Source organism: Erwinia mallotivora, assembly GCF_000590885.1.
GTDB lineage: Bacteria > Pseudomonadota > Gammaproteobacteria > Enterobacterales > Enterobacteriaceae > Erwinia > Erwinia mallotivora.
Genome location: NZ_JFHN01000022.1, coordinates 52480 through 73773 on the forward strand (window position 1 = coordinate 52480; position 21294 = coordinate 73773).

Below are 21294 nucleotides of genomic sequence, written 5' to 3' on the forward strand. Positions count from 1 at the left end.
TGCTTTCAGAAGCCCCCCACTGTCACTTCCCTGCGGCCTGACCTAGACTTAGCCGGGAATTGTGCATCGAAAACAAAGGGACAGATTATGATTTGGTCATTTCTGGCAGTATTTTTTTCCGGCTGGCTGTATGTGGACGCTTCCTATCGCGGACCACAGTGGCAACGCTGGGTTTTTAAACCAGTTACCTTACTGCTGCTGCTGGCCTGGGCATGGCAGGCACCGGTTCTGAACACCTCCGATTACCTGATTCTGTTTGGCCTGCTGGCTACCCTGGTGGGGGATGCCCTGACGCTGCTACCAAACCGGCGGATGCTTTACGCGGTGGGCGCATTTTTCCTCTCACATCTGCTGTACACCCTCTATTTTGCCAGTCATATGACCCTGACCTTTTTCTGGCCGATTCCACTGGCGCTGCTGGTCATTGGGATACTGTTAATCGGCGCGCTCTGGAATAAGCTGGAGGAATTACGCTGGCCGGTTTGTACTTTTATCGGTATGACGTTGCTGATGACCTGGCTGGCAACCGAGCAATATTTTTTCCGTCCAAACGCTTACAGCTTTTCGCTGATGGCAGGCACTTCATTGCTGCTGTTAGCTAATATCATCTGGTATCTCACCCACTACCGCCGCCGCTTTACTTCTGACAGCGCCATTATTGCCGCCTGCTACTTCGCCGGTCATTTTATGATTGTGCGGGCACTTTATCTCTGAGCAGCATTCAGGCCTTGACTCTGGAGTTGACTCCAGAGTGTAAGATAACGCCGTGGCAGGCTCTCGTCCTGCCCGGATTTATCAGGAGGCCTAATGCACCAGCACTCTTCGTCATGTTCCTGTGGTATTCACCACGCCAGCCGTCAGCCAGACTGCCACGGTAAACCGCGGCCGGTTATCCGCACCTTAACCGCAATCAACACCGCCGTTCCTGAAAGCAGCTGCTGTGGCGATGCCACTTGTGGTTCTCCAGAGCGTCCCACAGAAGAGAGCGACCAGGCTTCAGCGCTGCCCACATGGCGCTGGCAAATCAGCGGAATGGACTGCCCGTCCTGTGCCAGAAAGATTGAAAATGCCGTCAGTCAGGTAACTTCTGTGGTGTCGGTAAAGGTGTTGTTTACCACCGAAAACTGGTCGTGAACGCAACGCAGGATGTCTCCCGGCAGGTCGAGCTGGCTGTGCAGGGCGCAGGATTCAGCCTGAGACGCAGTCACGCCCGACCATCAGTCGGACAGAAAAACACTTTCTGGCAGGACAACGGTTTCCTGCTGGCAACCGTTATCCTGATGTCTGCCAGCTGGCTGATTGAGCAATTCAGTCCGCAGGCCGGAAAAGTTGCTTTTATTCTCACCACATTGACCGGTGTCTGGCCCGTTGCCCGCAGCGCTTTTCGCCTGATCAAAAGCGGAACTCCCTTTGCTATCGAAACGCTGATGACTGTGGCAGCCATCGGTGCACTGTTTATTGGCGCTACCGCAGAAGCTGCTATGGTGCTGTTACTGTTTATGCTGGGTGAGCGCCTGGAGTCTTATGCCGCCCGGCGTGCACGTCGGGGCATTACCGCCCTGATGGCACTGCAACCCGAGGAGGCGGTGCGAATTAAAGATGGCAGGCGCGAAACCCTTGCTTTAAGCGCACTGCAACCCGGCGATATTATTGAGGTTGCCGCTGGCGCTCGTTTACCAGCCGATGCCAGTCTGATGGCCGCGTGGGCCAGCTTTGATGAAAGTGCCCTGACTGGCGAATCAGTGCCGGTTGAACGCCGGCAGGGAGAGGTGATTGCCGCAGGCAGTCTGAGCGTTGACCAGCAGGTCAGGCTTAAAGTGGTTTCCCGACCGGGTGAGAGCGCAATCGATCGCATTCTGCATCTGATCGAAGAAGCAGAATCACACCGTGCTCCGGTTGAGCGATTCCTCGATCGGTTCAGCCGCATTTATACCCCCGTTATCATGTTTATCGCGCTGTTGGTTGCCGTGATCCCCCCGCTTATTTTCGCTGGCGAGTGGCAAATATGGATTTACAAAGGGCTGACGTTGCTGCTGATTGGTTGCCCTTGTGCGCTGGTTATCTCCACACCGGCAGCAATCACCTCCGGACTGGCTGCCGCCTCGCGGCGCGGCGTGCTGATTAAAGGCGGGGCCGCGCTGGAAAGTCTGAATGCAATCCGCACACTGGCATTTGATAAAACCGGCACGCTAACCGAAGGCAGACCCGAGGTCACGACCATTATCAGTCTGAACGAAGAAACTGAAGATGAATTGCTGGTGAAGGCGGCCGCCACGGAGCAGGGTTCTTCGCATCCGCTGGCAAAAGCCATTGTTGCACTTGCCACCCGCCGACAGCTCACTATTCCGGAAGCAGAATCCCAGATAACACAGCCTGGCAAAGGAGTTGAAGCAACAGTAAATGGTTACTCACTTTTGATCAGCTCCCCCAAAAATGTGGCAAAAAATTGCCTGACAATTTCACTCTCTGCTCAGATTGCCAGTCTGGAAGATGCCGGAAATACCGTCGTGGTGATGCTGGAAAATGGTCGCCCGATTGCCCTGATCGGTCTGCGCGATACGCTCAGAAAAGAAGCGGCGGCGGCATTGCAGGCGTTGCGTAAACTGAGGATAAAGTCGGTGATGCTGACCGGGGACAATCCCCGGGCTGCCGCCGCTATCGCCAACGAGCTGGAGACAGACTATCGTGCTGGTTTACTGCCTGCGGATAAGGTCGCGGCCATTGCTGAACTCCGCCAGCAGGGTTCGGTTGCCATGGTCGGTGATGGAATTAACGACGCGCCCGCGATGAAGGCCGCCACCATCGGCATCGCGATGGGCAGCGGCAGCGACGTGGCGCTGGAAACAGCAGATGCTGCACTGACCCACAATAACCTGATGGGTCTGGCGACGATGATCCGCCTGTCCCGTGCAACCCACGCCAACATCCGGCAAAACATTGCCCTGGCACTGACTCTGAAAGGCGTGTTTCTGGTAACCACGCTTCTGGGATTCACTGGCCTGTGGCTGGCCGTACTGGCCGACTCTGGCGCAACGGCACTGGTGACAGCTAATGCACTCCGCTTGTTAAGTAAGCGCTAACTATAGTGACTTACAGGCAGAATTTTCTTGTAGATTGAACACAGGAATCGCTGGCGATCGGCCGCAGTATTAAGACGATCGCCTTGAATGTGAAGACAACCAGGCAGAATCACTTACTGAATTTCTCTTCTGCAAGTGCGTCAAGTCTGTCAAAGAATCGGAAGCAGATCTTAAAAACTTCCTTTCTGGCCGTATGCAGATTTTTATCCTGTTCGACTTCCTCAAACATATCGTCAAGCTTATCAACTATCCTGCGCATGCTTTCTTCGAAGTAATAATGTTTATTATCTTTTGGATTTATATAATCATTATTTTTTTAGCATATGCCTCTAACTCACACCCCAGATCCACTGCTTTTTTCTTTAAAGCATCAACTTTAAGATAATTATCTGTTATCAGCGAAAAAGAAGATTTTTGATTTTTTTCAATGCCCGACTCAGATCGGATAGCAGATATTTCTTCACTGAATATTTCTTTTTTTTCTGATGGCTTAACCAGCTCATTTATTATCTGACTTTTTTCTGGTTTGGCTGGAAGGACTGGCTTATTTTCCTTTACAGTATTGCTCATATTTATTTCAGGAAGAGCAGGATGACTGCTTTTATTACTTATAATGTAATTTTTCAGTCGTTTACCATTAACACTGAGAAGCTGCGAGAAGCTGCCTGCATAAATTTTACGCTGCCCTTTGGATTTTGGCTGCAAATTCACTTCGTTATGACTCAGAGACACTTGCTCAAATTTAGCAACTAAATTTTTGACAACGCCTTTTGCTGGCAAGTGAGCTGATTCAGTAACATTAATTACACTTACTGTCCCTGCACATACATCAACATTATTTGAAATCATGATTTTCTCCCGTTTTTTATTTTTTTATTCTATTGAGATAAAAAATTCATGATATAAAAAAACGCTTACCGCTATCGAGTCAGAATGTAATACGGGAAAGGTTCAGGAATTTATTTGGTCTTTACAGCATGGTTCTGTTAAATCTTACTTCAGAGAAACCTCGTTAATCACAATCAAATTGATAAGCTGGCTGAAGCGATAAGTAAATAAGAAACTCAATGCAGCCAACTTATTTTTACAGCCCTTTCTTAAGCAAATATCGGTAGGGTACTTCATCTGTGGCCTGTGCCAGCAGCCTGTGTTCCATAAAACGACAGAAACCGGGAATGTCGCGTGTGGTGGCAGGATCATCGGCAATGACCAGTAAGGTTTCGCCATCCTGCATGTGGCGCACCGCTTTACGTACCATCATAACCGGCTCCGGGCACCGTAAGCCAAGCGTATCCAGCGTTTGGTCGGGATTAGCGAACATCTCGCTCATAGAATTCTCACCTGAAGAAACAACGCGGGTCATTTTACCCGGCGTGGGGGGATGTGCAAGCAGACTGGCTGTTGTTTTAAATGCCACACAAATGTCAGTTAATAAGGTTTATCGGGAAGCGCGATGGCGGTAACGTTTGCGCTAAAATTAACCATTGCATTGGCAGACTGTTTCGGTAATATGCCGCGCAATCGCCCGGGCGAGATAATTATTTTTGGGTTCCCTCACCCCATTATTCAAAAAGGTCACATGATGATTTCTTTCTCTTCACGCCAGCGCATGCAAGCGTTGGTCTGGCTGTCGTTATTTCATGTGCTGGTGATCACCTCCAGCAACTATCTGGTACAGCTGCCCGTCTCCATTTTTGGCCTGCACACTACCTGGGGCGCGTTCAGCTTTCCGTTTATTTTTCTCGCTACCGATTTAACCGTGCGGATTTTTGGTGCGCCGTTGGCCCGTCGCATTATACTGCTGGTGATGGTTCCGGCACTGTTTATCTCCTACGTTATCTCTGCGCTGTTTTATCAGGGCCAGTGGCAGGGTTTTGCTGCTCTGAACGTGGTTAACCTGTTTGTCGCCCGTATCGCCTGTGCCAGTTTTATGGCTTATGCGCTGGGTCAGATTCTGGATGTGCATGTATTTAATCGCCTGCGCAAGCTGCCGCAGTGGTGGATAGCACCCGCCTCAGCCATGTTTCTGGGGAATATCAGTGATACGCTGGCCTTCTTCTTTATCGCCTTTTACAAAAGCACCGATCTGTTTATGGCACAGAACTGGGTGGAAATCGCGCTGGTGGACTACAGCTTTAAGGTGATTATCTGCATGCTGTTTTTCCTGCCTGCTTATGGCGTGCTGTTAAATACCGTACTCAAACGACTGGCCGAAAAACCTGCCGGTGCCAGAGTTAATTTCGGCTGAAACCCGCTGACCTTTTAAGCTGCCTTGCCACCCCGGTAAGGCAGTTTTTTGCCACGTCATCTCCGCTTTCTTAAGTTCTAACCCGCTAAATTGCGCCGCTGTCAGAGCAAAACCTCGCCATTAAAAACGGTGTCTCAAAAGACGTTAAGCACCTACACTACAAAGCGTCAGTTGCTTTTAACCGCTGATTACTATTCTATGAGTGGCAGTAACAGGTACACGACTAAGGTAGAAGAGAGAACAATGCGTAACTTACTAAAATATGCTGGCATCGGTTTACTGGTGGTTGGACTGACCGCCTGTGACGGCAAAAATGATAAAGCCGCAGCCGATGGCAATGGCAGCAGTAGCAGCCAGAGTGGTCAGACAGTGACCCTGATGGACGGCAAAATGAGTTTCTCCCTGCCATCTGGCATGTCCGATCAGAGTGGTAAACTGGGTACGCAGGCTAACAATATGCACGTCTACGCCGATGCCTCCGGCCAGAAAGCCATTATTGTGATTGAAGGGGACACAAGCAGCGAAGGGCTGGATACGCTGTCGAAACGTCTGGAACAGCAGCAGCGCAGCCGCGATCCGCAGTTGCAAGTGGTTACTAACAAAGCTATTGACCTGAAAGGTCAGCCTGCTCAGCAGCTGGACTCGGTGATTTCAGCAAAAAATCAGTCATCCTGGTCTTCAGTGGTGCTGGCAAAAGTTGACAACAAATTGCTGACGTTGCAAATCACCCTCCCTGCGGATAATCAACAACAGTCTCAGGCTGAAGCTGAAAATATCATCAACACCATCACGCTTAAATAGCCTTCTGGCCCCTTGTCGTCAGGGGCCGTTTTCACCCCTCCCGGACCGGCACAGCTTAGCCTTGCTTCACCATCGTCAGCTCTCCGATCCGGACGAAGGGGTCACTTCAGCTCAGTGGTTCCGCAGCCTCAGCCAGACGCTGTCTCAGCTGCTGATAACGTTGGGCAACATGCTGTTCTGCCCATTTTTTGTCGGCGATTTTTTCTATTTTCACCGCGCAATATTTATATTCCGGGGTTTTTGATATCGGGTCGAGGCTGTCGATTGTCAGCTCATTGCAGGCACCAATCCACCACTGATAGGTCATATAAACCGCCCCCTGATTGGTACGGTCGCTCACTTCTGCCCTGCTGATCACCTTGCCACGTCTTGATACCACCCACACCAGCTCACCGTCACTGACAGAAAGTTGCCGCGCATCCTCAGTGTTAATCTGCACCCGGCCAGGTTCATCCGCCTGCGCGCTCAGCGCATGGCAATTGCCCGTCATTGAACGACAGCTGTAGTGTCCAACTTCCCGCACGGTACAGAGCACCAGTGGCCACGCCTCATCGACCGGTTCAACGGGTGGCCGCCAGTCGCAGGCAAACAGCAGCCCTTTACCAGAGGGGCGATGAAAGCGATTGCCCTGGTAAAGAAACGGCGTCCCCGGATGGGATTCATCCGGACAGGGCCACTGCACATAGCCGAAGCCAGCCATTTTTTCCCAGGTTACACCGGCGTAAAGAGGACAAAGAGAACGCAGTTCATTCCAGATGGCTTCATTGTTTTCATACTGCATCGGGTAGCCCATCGCCTGCGCCATCCGGCTGATGATCTCCCAGTCGGGGAGCACATCGCCCTCGGGCTCGACGGCTTTATAAAAACGCTGGAAGCCGCGATCGGCGCTGGTATAAACCCCTTCATGCTCCCCCCAACTGGTAGCAGGCAGAATAACATCAGCCATTTCTGCGGTTTTGGTCATAAAAATATCCTGCACGATAACCAGGTCCAGCTTTGCCATCGCTTTACGCATTAGCGCCAAATCGGGTTCGGTTTGTAGTGGGTCCTCGCCCATTATCCAGTAGGCATGGAGTTTATTCTCCATCGCCAGATGGGCAACATCAGTGATGCTGTGACCGACTTTATCGCTGAGCGATTTGACTCCCCAGGCGGCGGCAAATTTCTCACGGACCTGCGGATCGCTGACCGACTGGTAGCCAGGAAAAACGTTTGGCAACGCGCCCATATCACAAGCTCCCTGCACGTTATTCTGCCCGCGTACCGGCCCGACGCCCACGCCGGGTCGCCCAAGGTTGCCGGTGGCCAGCGCCAGACTGGACAGCCCTTTTACCACATCAACACCCTGGCCCCATTGCGTCACCCCCATTCCCCAGAGGATGGTGGCATTTTTCACCCCCGCGAAAAGTCGCATTGCCTGGCGTATCAGTTGCGGCGCAATCCCGGTGATCTCACAGACCGACTCAGGGGTATAACGCTGCACCACCTCCTGCCACGCCTCTCTTCCTTCGGTATGCTCCCGTAGAAAAGCCTCGTTACACAATCCCTCATTAATCAATACGTTAGCAAATGCATTGACCAGAGCCATGTTGCTGCCATTTTTCAACGGCAGCCACAAATCGGCAAGACGAGCGCTTTCAATATAGCGGGGGTCGCAGACGATGATTTTTGCACCTTTTTGCTTCGCCCTGACGATACGTCTTGCCACAATTGGATGGGAATCCGCCGCGTTATAACCGAAGATCAGCAGGCAATCGCTGTTTTCGATATCGCCAATCGAGTTACTCATCGCACCATTGCCCAGCGTGGTTTGCAGTCCGGCAACGGAAGGTCCGTGGCAGACCCGTGCGCAGCAGTCGATGTTGTTGGTACCCAGCACTGCCCGGACAAATTTCTGCATAACATAATTGGTTTCATTGCCGGGTCCCCGGGATGATCCGGTGACCATGATGCTTTCAGCCCCATAGCGGGCCTTGATCTTTTTCAGGCGCGAACTGGCGAAGTCGATGGCCTCCTGCCAACTGACGGCCTCGAAGGGGTCGCCCCGACGACGACGGATGGCAGGATGTTTTAACCGTGGCGTCAGCAGGCGGGTGTTATTCAGGAACTCCCAGCCATAATAGCCTTTCAGACAGAGTTCGCCCTCGTTGGTAACGCCGGGTGCGCCCTTTGCGGTGACAACCTTACCCTGCTCAACGTGCAGTTCAATCTTGCAACCACAGCCACAGTAGGGGCAAACCGTAATGACCTTATCCATTGATCCATTCCTCCTGAAAAAGCATCTGGCTTCCTGAGGCAGTCTGCCGCTGTCGCTGCCGCCGCAGCTGGCTCAGTTCATCCGAGGTCACACACGTTAGCGCACCGGTTGGACAAACACTGACGCAGGCCGATCCGCTGCTCTGCCCGGCGCAGAGGTCACATTTAATCACCTGCGGATGGCCCCCTGTGCTGACGATTTCAATCGCACCGAACGGACAGGCAATCATGCAGCTTTTGCAGTCGATACAGCGCTCACTGACAATCTCAACGGCCTGCTCACCCTGTTGCAGGGCAGCCACCGGGCAGGCCGCGACACAGGGTGCATTTCTACACTGTCTGCACATTACCGGCGTGCTGACTGCATTCTGTTTCACCACCCTGAGACGCGGAAAATAGTCCTGTGATGTCACCGCAACCGTTCCGGCATGGACCACGGCGCAGGCCACTTCACAGGTGTGGCAGCCGATGCATTTCATGGTGGTCGCCAGAATAAATTGGCTCATGCGCTTCTCTCCCTGAGTGGCTGCCGGTCAAACATCGCGATGATTTCCTCCGCACTGCGTCGCCCCTGGGCCATCGCCGTCACCACCAGATCGGCCCCATGCACCGCATCCCCGGCGGCAAAAACTTTAGGATTATGCGTTTGTGTGGAAGCCCCCTGTTCGCCAGTCTTAATCAATCCCCAACGGTCAAAACGGACTCCGTGCCCGGCCAGCCAGGGCATCTCGTGTGCCTGAAAACCAAACGCCAGGATCAGTGCATCCGCCTCAAGCACAAATTCTGAACCCGCCAGCGGCTGTGGCCTGCGGCGTCCGTCACTGCCGGGTTCTCCTGGCACAGTGCGAATCAGACCAATACCACTGAAGCACCCGTTTTCATCCAGCTGGAGATATTGCGGTTGCAGGTTGAACATAAATTCCACCCCCTCTTCCCGCGCATTGACGACCTCTTTTTTCGAGCCGGGCATGCTCTGCTCATCGCGACGGTAAGCACAAATCACCTGACTGGCCTGCTGACGTATGGCGGTCCTCAGGCAATCCATCGCCGTATCCCCGCCGCCCAGCACCACCACGCGCTTATCCCGCAACGAAATGCAGGGATACTGTGGATCTTCATCAAATGCCATAATTTGCCGGGTATTGGCGATCAGATAAGGAAGAGCCTGAATGACGCCCGGCGCATCTTCATGCTCCAGTCCCGCTTTCATCAACCCATAGGTTCCGACGCCAAGGAACACCGCATCATATTCATCCAGCAACCGATCAAAGCTGATATCCCGGCCAATTTCGCAATTAAGCCGAAACTCAATCCCCATCTCGTTGAAGATCGCACGTCGGTTAACCATCAGCTGCTTATCCAGCTTGAAGGAAGGGATGCCGAAGGTCAGCAGGCCACCGATCTCCGGATGACGGTCATAGACCACCGCCTGAACGCCACGGCGGGTCAGAATATCTGCACACCCCAGTCCGGCGGGTCCAGCGCCGATAATCGCCACACGCTGCTGGCGAGGCGTGACGTCCCCCACCGAAGGACGCCAGCCCTGCGCCAGAGCCTGGTCGGTAATGTAACGTTCAATATTGCCAATGGTCACGGCCCCTGCCTTGCCATTCAGCGTACAGGCCCCCTCACAGAGGCGATCCTGTGGACAGACACGGCCACAAATTTCCGGCAGGCTGCTGGTCTGGTGAGAGAGTTCGGCGGCTTCAATAATCCGACCTTCACCTGCCAGGCGTATCCAGTCAGGAATGGCGTTATGCAGTGGGCAGGTCCAGCCGCACCAGGCTTGCTGTGCACAATAAAGGCACCGTTCCGTCTCATAGGCCGCCTGCGCCTCGTTCAGCCCCAGATAAATTTCATCGAAATGTTGCTTACGCCGTTCTGCTGTAAGCCTGACTGCCCCGCGCCGTGGGGGCTTATCCAGCAGCTGCCGCCCTTTTCCGTTGGTGGGCAGGGAAGGCGTGATGCCTGTTGCACTGCGCGTCTGCCGCTGTTGGCGCTGACGCTGAAGCGCAGCTTCATCCATCAGTTGCAGCGCACCTGTCGGGCAGATGCTGACGCAGGCGGGCTTGTCTGCTTCAGTGTGCTGGCAGAGATCGCACTTCATCATCAGACCCGTTGCGGGAAGCTCCTCAATGGCGCCGAAAGGGCAAGCCAGCAGGCAATTTTTACAGCCAATACATTTATCTTCTGTCAGCTGGACGCTTTGCTGCTGGTAAGCCAGCGCGCCGGTGGGACAACTTGCCACACAGGGCGAGTTGTTACAGTGACGGCAGGTCAACGGCACCTGTGTGGCTGCTGAACTGACCAGATGAATACGGGGACGAAACTGACTGCGACTGGCGGGCCAGCGAGACTGATTATGCGTAAGCACACATGCCACTTCGCAGGCATGACAACCGATACACTCTGTGGGATTAGCAATGACAAAGCGGTTCATTTTTTATCCTTTTTTATGCAGCCCCGATCACTCCAGCCCACCGCTATGCAAAATGTGGACAGCTTTGCCGGAACCACGGTGGCAATCGCTGGAAATGTGATGCAACTTGCATTATTACCCGACCTCTCAGCCTGCCGGGATTATCCTTGTAACCAACAGGGATATTCTACTTCTCACTTTGATAAGACAAGTGTCAAAGTGAAAAGCCAGTAAAGATTGAGCCATTTCTCGCCGCCGTTTTTTTCTTCCCACACCTCCCTTTTTCAATCCCGGCTCACAACTTATTCATTGACCACCCCATTTTTCTGACTCTGGCATATCCCTTGCTTTGTCGTGGCGACAGGAGCACATCAGGAGAAATGGCCCAATGAGTACCATTCTGGTTGGAAGTGAAGTGGCGCGTGTTGATGGACTGGCAAAGGTAAAAGGCAGCGCAATTTACGGCGACGACCTGGTGCTGAAGAACATGCTTTATGGCGTCTGTCGCTATACGGATATCGCGGCTGGCTTCATTGAAAAGCTTGATTTAACCGAGGCGGAACAGGTGCCCGGCGTGGTGAAAATCGCCACCTTCGCCGACATCCCCGGTGAAACGCACATCGGTGTGGTCATCCCCGACTATCCGCCCATTATTGACCGGGAAATAGCCTTTCGTGGCGACGTCATTGCGGTTATTGCCGCCGAAACCCAGGAAGCCGCCTGCCTTGCGGCAGAGAAAATCAAAATCGTTTATCGCCCCCTCACCCCACTGACATCAGTAAGAGAAGCCCTCTCGCCAGGCGCACGTCTGATCCACAGCGACAGAGAAAACAACATTATTAATCATCATCATACGGTGAAAGGTGATATCGAAGCGGGATTTGCCGCCTCATGTCATATCTTTGAACGGGATTATGAGGTGGGTTTTCAGGAGCACGGCTATATAGAACCCGAATCCATTACCGCTGCCATTGATGCTAACGACAGCATTATGACCCTCTATGGCTCAGTTCAAAATGCCCATCGGGTCAGGGGGATGGTCGCCAGATATCTTGGGTTACCTCAGGCGAAAGTTAACGTCAGACGCTCGGTACTGGGCGGTTCTTTCGGCGGCAAAGACGATATTATCGATCATCTCGCCTGCCGCGCGGCGTTGCTGGCGCAGCTTACCGGCCGGCCGGTTAAGATGACTTACAATCGCGAGCAGTCAATGCGCGAGAGTTATAAACGCCATCCCTATCTGATGCACTATAAAATCGGCCTTGATGACCAGGCGCGAATTCAGGCCATCAAGATTGATATTCTCGCTGACGGCGGCAGCTATGCAGGTCAGACGGTGTTTGTCACCTGGCGCAGCTCAGTTCAGGCCGCCGGACCTTATAACATTCCCAATGTTCGGGTCGATGTCACCGGGGTCTACACCAATAACAATTACACTTCTGCCTATCGTGGTTTTGGCGCACCTCAGGTTATTTTTGCCAATGAGTCACTGATGGATGAGGTGGCAGAACAGCTCGGGATATCCCCGATTGAACTTCGGATGCGCAACGCCCTGCAACAGGATGATACCAGCATGGCAGGGCAGGTATTCAGTGAACATCGGGTTTCCGCACAACAGGTGCTGCAAACCGCCATCGACAGCACCGATTTCATCGCCAAAAGAGAACATTACCGGCGGCTTAACCGCCAGAATGGCCCGGTTAAATACGGTATCGGGCTGGCACTGAGCCATCGCGGCTGTTCTTTAGGTGCCGAAGGTCTGGATGCCTCTTCTGCCCTGATTCAGGTAAATGCAGATGGCAGTGTGAATATCTCCACATCCGTTTCCGAAAATGGTCAGGGGCTGGCGACCACCATGTCAATGATTGCCGGGGAAGCATTCGGTCTCAGCCTCGACAGGATCACCTTTACCGATCCTGCTACGGCGATGATTGCTGACGGTGGCTCTACGGTCGCCTCACGCGGAACCCTGATGGGCGGGCAGGCCATTCTCAGCGCAGCCAATAAAATCAAGCAGCGCATGGCTGACGCGATTGCAGAAAAGCTGGGGGCCACGGGCATTGCGGATCTGGTCTGGGAAAATGGCAAGGTCTTCAATCGCCTTCAGCCCTATAACCGGCTGGATTTTCAGCAGGTAGTGGAAATGACCAAAGCGACCGGTGCCAATCTCTCGGCCTATGGCTGGCATGTGGCACCGGATATTCACTGGGATGAAGAGAAGGGCTGCGGCAGCCCCTATTTTACCTGGGTTTATGGCTGTCAGGTGGCTGACATTGCGGTTGATACCCGCACAGGAAAAATCAGCTTCAACCAGATTACGGCGGTTCACGATGTTGGCAAGGTGATCAACAAAGTGGGATTTGAAGGCCAGGTCTGCGGCGGTGTGGTTCAGGGGATGATCGGCTATGGCATGCTGGAAGAGTTCAATATTGAGCTGGGGGAAGTGAAATCAGAAAACTTTGACACCTACCTGCTGCCGACCATTAAAGATGTCCCTGAAATCAATATTATCCCGGTGGAGAATCACGATAAAGCTGGCCCTTACGGGGGCAAAGTGATTGGCGAACCGGTGCTGGAGCTGGGTGGCGCAGCGCTGAATAATGCGGTCTGTTTTGCACTGGAACGCCGGAATTACGTGCTGCCATTAACCCTTGAGCAGGTAAAACTGGGCTATGCGCTGAAAAAGCCCGTTCGTCAAAGTGAACTGATGGCCGAATCCGGCGAGAAAAAGCAGGTTTTACGCATTAACACACTGCAACTGACTCGTGCCACAACGCTGGCGGAAGCGCTGCTGGCACTGCAAAAGCAGGATGCCAGGCCGCTGGCGGGCGGCACAGATGTGCTGGTGCAGGCCCGGCTGAAAAATACACCAATTCCGCTGGTGGATATCTCCGCAATCCGCGAAATTCAGCAAACAGAGATGCAGGGAGAGGCGATGGTCATTGGCGCGGCGGTCTGCTTCAGCGATCTTACTGCTAATCCATTAATTAAAAAGTACTACCCACTGCTGACCACCGCCTGCAATACCATTGGTTCATTGCAGCTGCGTAACCGGGCGACTATTGGCGGCAATGTGGTTAACGCCGCGCCCTGTGCAGACTCCGTACCGCCGTTAATCATCTATGATGCCGAAGTGCGGCTGGCAACCCTCAATGGCACCCGGCAGCTACCGCTGGCAGAATTTATTACCGCTGGCTATCAGACTCAGCTTCAGCCCGGTGAATTGCTGACTCATTTCATTCTCCCGCTACCTGAATCCTGCCCGCAGATGCAGCAGCGTTACCTGCAACTGGGCCGCAGAAATGCACTTAACATTACCCGCCAAAGCTTTACCGGGCAGTTTTCGTTTAATCCTGCGGGGATTCTGACCCGCTGCCGCCTGGTTGATGGCGCACTGATGAGCCATCCTCAGCGGCTGATTGCCGTGGAAAAGATCATTACCGGAAGAAAACTCACTGACGCCGTGATTGAGGAAGGGGTAAAAGCGCTGGAAGCGATGCTGGAGGCCGCTATCGGTAAGCGCTGGTCTGCCGCCTATAAAATTCCGGTGGCAGCAGCAATGCTGCACCAGATGTTGGAAGAAGCACGGGAAGAACAGGCTCTCTAAGGAAAGGCTAATGAACCTTATCACACTGAAAGTAAATGGTATTTTGGTACAGCGCGAGGTGGATGATAATCGTCGCCTGCTCGATTTTTTGCGTGAAGATTTACAGCTCACCGGCAGTAAGGAAGGCTGTTCGGTGGGTGAATGCGGTGCCTGTACGGTGATAGTGAATGGCAAATCAGTCTGTTCCTGTTTAATGCTGGCAGCGCAGTGTGACGGCGCTGAAATTACCACCATCGAGGCACTGGACGCTGACCCGGTGGGCCGCAAATTACAGCAGTCATTTGTCCGACACGGTGGCGTGCAGTGCGGCTTTTGTACGCCAGGCGTGTTGATGAGTGCAAAAGCCTTACTGGATAAAAATCCTGCCCCGGATGATGACGCTTTATGTGAGGCGCTGGAGGGAAACCTGTGCCGCTGCACCGGTTATCAACCGATTATCAAATCCATTAAAGCGGTGCTGAAGGCTTAAAACGGACTGACAGAGATGAAAGAGTGTGTGGTGCTGGCCGCCGGGCTGTCGACCCGCATGGGCAGTTGGAAAATGATGCTTCCCTGGAAGAACGGCACCGTGCTGGATGGTACGATTGCCTCCGCACTGTCCTTCTGCGACCGGGTAATACTGGTCACCGGCTATCGGGCTGACGAGCTTCGGCAGCGATACGCCGGTCATCATGGCGTCCGTCTTTGCCACAATCCTTACTTCACCGGGGGGATGTTCTCTTCCGTGCGCTGCGGCGTGGCTGCATTAAGTGGTGAACGTTTCTTTCTGATTCCCGGGGATATGCCCGCTGTCGATCCGCAGGTTTACTCCCTGCTGTGGCATTACCCTTCCTGCGGCTGCATTCAGCCCTGCCACAATGGCGGCAGAGGGCATCCGGTTTTACTGCCAGCCGCACTGCGGGAAATCATTTTATCCGCTCCGGCAGAGAGTAACCTCCGTCAGCTGATTCAGGCATACGGTTGTGAAAGCGTGGCGGTAAACAGCCAGACCATCCATTGCGATCTGGACACACCGGAACAGTATCAGCAGCTGCTGAAGGCCAGCGCTGTCAGACAAGCCCGTACTTCTTGATTTTTCGGTACAGGGTAGCCAGGCCAATGCCCAGCTCATCAGCGGCCTGTTTTTTATTGTTGTTGCAGCGATGCAGTACCTCTTCAATGGTACTTTTTTCCATCGTTTTAAGGCTGACCTGACCATTCTGTTCTGGCAGCTCACTGACGAGGGGATAAGCAGTTTGCGTGGCTGTGATCTGTGGTTGCGGCGCGCACGAAGTATGAAACACCGGCGGCAGCAGCGAACTGTCGATCATGCCGCCATCCGGTACAATATTGATCAGATATTCGACAAGATTGCTCAGCTCCCGCACATTACCCGGCCAGCTATGACGCTGTAACAGGCGCAATACCTCAGGGCTGATCCCCGGCCAGGTACAGTTGATACGGCGAGTATGCAGGCTGAGAAAATAGTGTAACAACAGTTCCACATCCCCTTCCCGCTCACGTAGCGGCGGTATAAAAAGAGGGATTACATTAAGACGATAATAGAGGTCTTCCCGGAAACGGCCTGTGCTGATGGCCTGTTCCAGATGCTGATGCGTTGCTGAAATGATGCGAATATCAACCGGCACAGGCCGGTTACCGCCCACCGGCTGGACTTCGCGACTTTCAATTGCCCGCAGTAATCGGGCTTGCAGACCGAGAGGCATATCGCCAATCTCATCCAGAAACAGCGTGCCACCGTTGGCCGACAGAATCAGTCCTGGCCGTCCACCGGGCGCTGCGCCGGTAAAGGCCCCTTTCACGTAGCCAAACAGCTCACTTTCAAGCAAATTTTCGGGTATCGCCGCACAGTTAATTGCCACAAACGGCTGGTCATGACGCCTGCTAAAACGATGGATGGCGCGCGCAACCACTTCCTTCCCTGTTCCGCTTTCGCCAGAAATTAATACGCTCGACGGACTCGGAGCCACCCGCGTTACCAGCCGCTTAAGCTTTTTCATGGGTACAGATTGCCCAATCAGCTGTTCAATACCGGGTAACTCTTCATTATTTTCCGCCGGGACGGATGCGGCAGTCTGATGAAATGCCAGTAAAAAAAGCGACCGTCCTTCAGCACGATGTAGCTGCCCGGTCAGAATAAGTTGTTGATGGGGCAGTGTGACAATATGCTGATGATGTCCTTCCGGGCTGATTTTTTGCCAAATCTGCGGTTTGATATCCAGCATCAGTCCGGTGACGTTGCTTTCGGGCAGCTGCAACATATTCCGTGCGCGGGAATTAATAAACGTCACCCTGCCAGCGTCATCCCGCACAATAACCCCCTGGTCCATCCTCTCAATCATCGTCAGCCACAGCGCTTCACTTTTTGACTGACGACGAGGCGTGCTGGCCAGATTCGTCACCATCAGCCGGGAAACGTGACGGATATATTGCAAAAACATATCCACGTTTTCGCTCAGCCGCTGATGCTGTTTTTGATCCACCGCAATCAGGCTGATCACCCCAAGACAGCGTTGGGGGGACATAATTGGAACGCCAAGAAACGCCCGTTCTTTGCACTCTTCCCGCTGTTCACAGGCTTTGCAAAGTGAGTTGAAGCGCGAATCGATAACCGCCACTTCCTGCTGATTCTCAATGACCGCCCGCAGCAACCGGGTGTTACTTTTCGGCACAAAACCAAACCTGTCGCCATAACTCCCGGTCCCGGCGATGCGAATTAAACGGTGATCAACAACTTCCACCTCCAGTTGCAGCACGCCTGCCAGCAAGCTACAAAAATTCTGAATGATGCCCTGGATAGCCATCATGGCTGAAGGGGCTTCAGGTGTCGCAGTCATTTGCTTCCTCTCTAATCCATTAGTTGCTTATCACGTCAGAGGCGCTGGTCTTTCTCATTTTGAGAACTTAACCTCATTTTCTCATTATGAGCTTCAGATTCGCGCCACGGCTCAGCCACCCCTGCCATTTCCCACCCGATCTCTACGCCGGTTCAACAGGCCGTAACCCTGATCGGAGACAAGCTACATTTTTTTTCCTGATTTATCAGCCCGCTTTCAGAGCAGCATCACATTTCATCATTCAGGCCCGCTCACAAATACTGATTGGCACAAAAGTTGATATTGCTCTGGCAGAAATGACCTTCTCCCCATCACAGAGGGTCTCTCCGGGGCCTGAACCTGCAAGAAGGGGGCCTCTTTATCATAAGGAACCTCACAGAATGGAAGAGATAACCACGCTTTTGCATGCTATCCGCCAGAAAAAATCTGCCCTGCATAGCAAGGATTTCCTGCTGACATGGGAGCAAACCGGTGAAGAACTGGAGCAGGTACTGGAGATTGCCGCTGCGTTGAAGCGTCTGCGTGAAAAAAACATCGACACCAGGGGATTTAACAATGGCCTTGGTATTTCCGTTTTCCGCGATAATTCAACCCGAACCCGTTTTTCCTTCGCCTCAGCGCTGAATCTGCTGGGATTAACTCAGCAGGATCTGGATGAGGGAAAATCGCAGATCGCCCACGGCGAAACGGTGCGCGAAACCGCCAATATGATCTCCTTTTGCGCAGATGCCATTGGTATTCGCGATGATATGTACCTTGGGGCCGGTAACGCTTATATGCGTGAAGTCGGAGAGGCACTGGATGACGGCTTTCAACAAGGGGTATTGCCACAACGCCCGGCGCTGGTGAATCTGCAATGTGATATCGATCACCCCACCCAGTCGATGGCCGATCTCGCCTGGCTGAAAGAACACTTTGGCGGGCTGCAAAATCTCAGGGGCAAGAAAATCGCCATGACCTGGGCCTACTCCCCCAGCTACGGCAAACCCCTCTCCGTCCCTCAGGGCATTATCGGCCTGATGACCCGCTTTGGTATGGACGTCACTCTGGCACATCCGCAAGGCTATGACCTGATCCCGGAAGTGCTGGAGGTCGCCCGCCGCAACGCCAGCGCATCTGGCGGGCACTTCCGTCAGGTCAATACGATGGAAGAGGCGTTTCACGATGCCGACATTGTTTATCCCAAATCCTGGGCACCCTGGCAGGTGATGCAACAGCGCACCACCCTGCTGCGTAATCAGGATCATGCCGGACTGAAAACCCTTGAGCAGGCATGCCTGCAACAAAATGCACGCCATCAGGACTGGCACTGCACCGAAGAGATGATGAAACTCACCCGCGACGGCCATGCGTTATATATGCACTGCCTGCCCGCCGACATCACCGGCCTGTCCTGCAAAGCGGGAGAGGTGGAAGCCAGTGTCTTTGAACGCTATCGCATTGCTACCTACAAAGAAGCCAGTTGGAAGCCGTGGATTATCGCGGCAATGATCCTCGCACGGAAATTTGCCGATCCGGCAACCGTTCTGGAACAGCGTCTGCGTGATGCGCAGCCCCGCATCAAAATTTGAAGGGGAAAACGTTATGTCATCGTTCCGTTCGTCCATGCAGATTATCAGTAACGAACACTTTGCTCCTCGTTGTTCGCCGCTGTTCAGCCGTGAGTCCGCCAGAGAAGCCCGCGCCTTCCACCGCACCCTCTCTGGCTATCAGCCAACACCACTTCACTCGCTGCCCGCCTTCGCCGCAGCGCTGGGCGTTGAGAATGTATTAGTCAAAGACGAGTCGAAACGATTCGGACTCAACGCGTTCAAGATGTTAGGGGGCGCATGGGCCATCGCCCGCCTGCTTTGTGAAGAGTATCAGTTGGATATTCATCACTTCTCTTTCGAATCATTCCGTCAACAGCATCCGCAACCACTGACCTTTACCTCCACCACCGACGGTAATCATGGCCGGGGCGTGGCCTGGGCAGCCAGAGAACTGGGGCAGCGTGCGGTGATCTTCATGCCGAAAGGCTCATCGGCCGCCCGCGTTGGTCATATCACCGATTTGGGTGCCGAATGCATTGTTACCGATATGAACTATGACGATACCGTCAGATTAACCATGCGCACCGCGCAGGAGAAAGGCTGGAAAGTGGTGCAGGACACCGCCTGGGAGGGCTACACCCAGGTTCCCACCTGGATTATGCAGGGGTATGCCACGCTGGCCGATGAGGCAGTGGAACAGATGAAAGCCATGAAGATTCCTCACCCCACGCATGTGTTTTTGCAGGCAGGAGTGGGGGCGATGGCGGCCGGTGTGCTGGGTTACCTGAGTGATGTCTTTGGTGCAGGAAAATTGCACGCGGTGGTGGTGGAGCCGGATAAAGCCGACTGTCTGTTTCGCTCGGCACAACAGGGAAAAATGGTCAATGTTCAGGGCGAAATGAACACCATTATGGCCGGTCTGGCCTGTGGGGAACCGAATCCGCTGGGCTGGCCGCTGCTGCGAGACTGCGTCCAGCACTTTATCTCCTGTGACGATCGCGTCGCCGCTCTGGGAATGCGGGTGCTGGGCAATCCGCTGGCAGAGGATCCCCGCATTGTCTCCGGCGAATCGGGCGCAGCGGGGATGGGGGTCATGGCAGCGATACTTTGCCACCCCCAACGCGACGAATGGATGGAGAAACTGAAACTCACCCCCGACTCGCGCGTGTTGCTACTGAGCAGCGAAGGCGATACCGATCCCGAACATTATCGGGAAGTGGTGTGGGAAGGAAAATTTGGAATTAATCAGCAACGACAGGAGTAGCAGATGAGCAGGCCAATCCCTTATGACCAGATCCTTAAACTGGCCAGAAAATATCAGCCGGATATGACACGTTTTTTGCGCGATATGATCGCCATCCCCAGTGAAAGCTGTGATGAAAAACGGGTTATTGCACGTATTAAGCAGGAGATGGAAACGGTCGGATTTGATCGGGTAGAAATCGATCCGATGGGCAATATTCTGGGCTATGTAGGCCACGGTCCTCGTCTGCTGGCAATGGACGGCCATATCGATACCGTTGGCGTGGGCAATCTCAAAAACTGGCATTTTGATCCCTATGAAGGCATGGAAACCGACGAGTTGATTGGGGGACGTGGTGCCTCTGATCAGGAAGGCGGCATGGCGGCAATGGTCTATGCCGGAAAGATTATTAAGGAGCTGGGGCTGGAAGATGAGTACACCCTGCTGATCACCGGCACGGTTCAGGAGGAGGACTGTGACGGTCTGTGCTGGCAGTACATTATTGAGCAGATGAAGATTCGCCCCGAGTTCGTCATCAGCACTGAACCCACCAACTGCCAGATTTATCGCGGTCATCGTGGGCGGATGGAAATCCGCGTTGAGGTGCAGGGCGTAAGCTGCCACGGTTCTGCTCCCGAACGGGGCGACAACGCCATCTTTAAAATGGCACCGGTGCTGATGGAATTGCAGTCGCTGGCGGGCAGACTCGGTAATGATGAGTTTCTGGGGAAGGGTACGCTGACGGTTTCAGAAATTTTCTTCACCTCACCCAGCCGCTGTGCGGTGGCCGACAGCTGCGCCGTTTCTATCGATCGCCGCCTGACGTGGGGTGAAACCTGGGAAAGGGCACTGGATGAGATCCGCGCTCTGCCCGCGGTAAAAGCGGCGCAAGCCGACGTCTCACTCTATCATTACGAACGCGCCTCATGGACCGGGCTGGTCTACCCCACCGAATGTTACTTCCCCACCTGGAAAGTGGAAGAAGACCATTTCACCGTACAAACCCTGCGTGAAGCCTATCGTGGGTTATTTAATCGCGAGCCGGTCGTTGATAAATGGACCTTTTCCACCAATGGCGTCTCAATTATGGGCCGTCATGGCATTCCGGTGGTTGGCTTTGGTCCGGGTAAAGAACCTGAAGCCCACGCGCCTGATGAAAAAACCTGGAAAGAGCACCTGGTCACCTGCGCTGCGCTGTATGCCGCCACGCCACTGGCCTGGATGCAACAGACGAAATAGTCGCCCGTTCTGATGTCGGCGCTCTGCGCTGA

15 protein-coding genes and 1 pseudogene are annotated in these 21294 nt (G+C 53.6%); 10 read left to right on the plus strand and 6 right to left on the minus strand.

The window, feature by feature from the left end; all coding sequences use genetic code 11:
- The first annotated feature begins 87 nt into the window (after positions 1-87).
- On the plus strand, positions 88-714 hold the full coding sequence (locus BG55_RS03235) for a lysoplasmalogenase (protein WP_034934302.1): 627 nt from the start codon (positions 88-90) through the stop codon (positions 712-714).
- A gap of 93 nt (positions 715-807) precedes the next feature.
- Positions 808-3080 (plus strand): annotated as a pseudogene (locus BG55_RS03240) (zinc/cadmium/mercury/lead-transporting ATPase).
- 297 nt (positions 3081-3377) lie between these two features.
- Here the strand turns inward: BG55_RS03240 and BG55_RS03245 are convergent.
- Together BG55_RS03245 and tusA are read right to left on the minus strand one after the other, a co-directional pair.
- On the minus strand, positions 3378-3929 hold the full coding sequence (locus BG55_RS03245) for a hypothetical protein (protein ID WP_152542603.1): 552 nt from the start codon (positions 3927-3929) through the stop codon (positions 3378-3380).
- A 235-nt stretch (positions 3930-4164) separates the two neighbouring features.
- The gene (gene tusA, locus BG55_RS03250) at positions 4165-4410 is read right to left on the minus strand and encodes a sulfurtransferase TusA (protein ID WP_034934308.1); all 246 of its coding nucleotides are present in this window, start codon (positions 4408-4410) and stop codon (positions 4165-4167) included.
- 252 nt (positions 4411-4662) lie between these two features.
- Here tusA and BG55_RS03255 point away from each other — a divergent pair, with 252 nt between their 5' ends.
- On the plus strand, positions 4663-5328 hold the full coding sequence (locus BG55_RS03255) for a 7-cyano-7-deazaguanine/7-aminomethyl-7-deazaguanine transporter (RefSeq protein WP_034934352.1): 666 nt from the start codon (positions 4663-4665) through the stop codon (positions 5326-5328).
- A 243-nt stretch (positions 5329-5571) separates the two neighbouring features.
- A complete protein-coding gene (locus BG55_RS03260) occupies positions 5572-6129 on the plus strand; it encodes a DcrB family lipoprotein (protein WP_034934310.1) in 558 nt (185 codons plus the stop codon).
- 106 nt (positions 6130-6235) lie between these two features.
- Here the strand turns inward: BG55_RS03260 and fdhF are convergent, their stop codons facing one another.
- The 3 genes from fdhF to BG55_RS03275 are packed head-to-tail and all read right to left on the minus strand — an operon-like array spanning position 6236 to position 10825.
- Positions 6236-8386 (minus strand): formate dehydrogenase subunit alpha, encoded by a 2151-nt coding sequence (gene fdhF, locus BG55_RS03265; protein WP_034934312.1) that lies wholly within the window; start codon positions 8384-8386, stop codon positions 6236-6238.
- Positions 8379-8891, minus strand: a complete 513-nt coding sequence (locus BG55_RS03270) for a 4Fe-4S dicluster domain-containing protein (protein ID WP_034934314.1) — start codon at positions 8889-8891, stop codon at positions 8379-8381. Before BG55_RS03270 ends, fdhF begins: the two co-directional genes overlap by 8 nt.
- Positions 8888-10825 carry an FAD-dependent oxidoreductase gene (locus BG55_RS03275; RefSeq protein WP_034934316.1) on the minus strand — a complete coding sequence of 646 codons (1938 nt, stop codon included), beginning with the start codon at positions 10823-10825 and terminating at the stop codon, positions 8888-8890. The genes BG55_RS03270 and BG55_RS03275 overlap by 4 nt, the downstream gene beginning before the upstream one ends.
- 367 nt (positions 10826-11192) lie before the next feature.
- Here BG55_RS03275 and BG55_RS03280 point away from each other — a divergent pair, with 367 nt between their 5' ends.
- Genes BG55_RS03280 through BG55_RS03290 form a run of 3 tightly spaced genes read left to right on the plus strand, consistent with a single transcriptional unit; the run spans position 11193 to position 15483 of the window.
- On the plus strand, positions 11193-14411 hold the full coding sequence (locus BG55_RS03280) for a molybdopterin cofactor-binding domain-containing protein (protein WP_034934318.1): 3219 nt from the start codon (positions 11193-11195) through the stop codon (positions 14409-14411).
- 10 nt (positions 14412-14421) lie between these two features.
- Positions 14422-14880 (plus strand): (2Fe-2S)-binding protein, encoded by a 459-nt coding sequence (locus BG55_RS03285; RefSeq protein WP_034934320.1) that lies wholly within the window; start codon positions 14422-14424, stop codon positions 14878-14880.
- A 15-nt stretch (positions 14881-14895) separates the two neighbouring features.
- Positions 14896-15483 (plus strand): NTP transferase domain-containing protein, encoded by a 588-nt coding sequence (locus BG55_RS03290; protein ID WP_052018662.1) that lies wholly within the window; start codon positions 14896-14898, stop codon positions 15481-15483.
- Here the strand turns inward: BG55_RS03290 and BG55_RS03295 are convergent.
- Positions 15461-17248: a sigma-54-dependent Fis family transcriptional regulator gene (locus tag BG55_RS03295; RefSeq protein WP_034934323.1), complete on the minus strand. Its 1788-nt coding sequence runs from the start codon at positions 17246-17248 to the stop codon at positions 15461-15463. The two genes, BG55_RS03290 and BG55_RS03295, sit on opposite strands and share 23 nt — an antisense overlap.
- A 380-nt stretch (positions 17249-17628) precedes the next feature.
- Here BG55_RS03295 and ygeW point away from each other — a divergent pair, with 380 nt between their 5' ends.
- The 3 genes from ygeW to BG55_RS03310 are packed head-to-tail and all read left to right on the plus strand — an operon-like array spanning position 17629 to position 21262.
- Complete coding sequence (gene ygeW / locus BG55_RS03300) at positions 17629-18819, plus strand: knotted carbamoyltransferase YgeW (protein ID WP_034934325.1); 1191 nt, start codon at positions 17629-17631, stop codon at positions 18817-18819.
- Between the two features lie 13 nt (positions 18820-18832).
- Complete coding sequence (gene dpaL, locus BG55_RS03305; protein WP_034934353.1) at positions 18833-20044, plus strand: diaminopropionate ammonia-lyase; 1212 nt, start codon at positions 18833-18835, stop codon at positions 20042-20044.
- Between the two features lie 3 nt (positions 20045-20047).
- Entirely contained in the window at positions 20048-21262 is a 1215-nt protein-coding gene (locus BG55_RS03310; protein WP_034934327.1) for a YgeY family selenium metabolism-linked hydrolase, read from the plus strand.
- Positions 21263-21294: the final 32 nt, after the last annotated feature.

Coding starts and splice junctions, on each gene's coding strand:
- BG55_RS03290 (WP_052018662.1), top strand. CDS start 14,896: ATGAAAGAGTGTGTGGTGCTGGCCGCCGGGCTGTCGACCCGCATGGGC.
- dpaL (WP_034934353.1), top strand. CDS start 18,833: ATGTCATCGTTCCGTTCGTCCATGCAGATTATCAGTAACGAACACTTT.
- BG55_RS03310 (WP_034934327.1), top strand. CDS start 20,048: ATGAGCAGGCCAATCCCTTATGACCAGATCCTTAAACTGGCCAGAAAA.
- fdhF (WP_034934312.1), bottom strand. CDS start 8,386: ATGGATAAGGTCATTACGGTTTGCCCCTACTGTGGCTGTGGTTGCAAG.
- BG55_RS03285 (WP_034934320.1), top strand. CDS start 14,422: ATGAACCTTATCACACTGAAAGTAAATGGTATTTTGGTACAGCGCGAG.
- BG55_RS03260 (WP_034934310.1), top strand. CDS start 5,572: ATGCGTAACTTACTAAAATATGCTGGCATCGGTTTACTGGTGGTTGGA.
- BG55_RS03245 (WP_152542603.1), bottom strand. CDS start 3,929: ATGATTTCAAATAATGTTGATGTATGTGCAGGGACAGTAAGTGTAATT.
- BG55_RS03270 (WP_034934314.1), bottom strand. CDS start 8,891: ATGAGCCAATTTATTCTGGCGACCACCATGAAATGCATCGGCTGCCAC.
- ygeW (WP_034934325.1), top strand. CDS start 17,629: ATGGAAGAGATAACCACGCTTTTGCATGCTATCCGCCAGAAAAAATCT.
- BG55_RS03275 (WP_034934316.1), bottom strand. CDS start 10,825: ATGAACCGCTTTGTCATTGCTAATCCCACAGAGTGTATCGGTTGTCAT.
- BG55_RS03280 (WP_034934318.1), top strand. CDS start 11,193: ATGAGTACCATTCTGGTTGGAAGTGAAGTGGCGCGTGTTGATGGACTG.
- BG55_RS03255 (WP_034934352.1), top strand. CDS start 4,663: ATGATTTCTTTCTCTTCACGCCAGCGCATGCAAGCGTTGGTCTGGCTG.
- tusA (WP_034934308.1), bottom strand. CDS start 4,410: ATGAGCGAGATGTTCGCTAATCCCGACCAAACGCTGGATACGCTTGGC.
- BG55_RS03295 (WP_034934323.1), bottom strand. CDS start 17,248: ATGACTGCGACACCTGAAGCCCCTTCAGCCATGATGGCTATCCAGGGC.
- BG55_RS03235 (WP_034934302.1), top strand. CDS start 88: ATGATTTGGTCATTTCTGGCAGTATTTTTTTCCGGCTGGCTGTATGTG.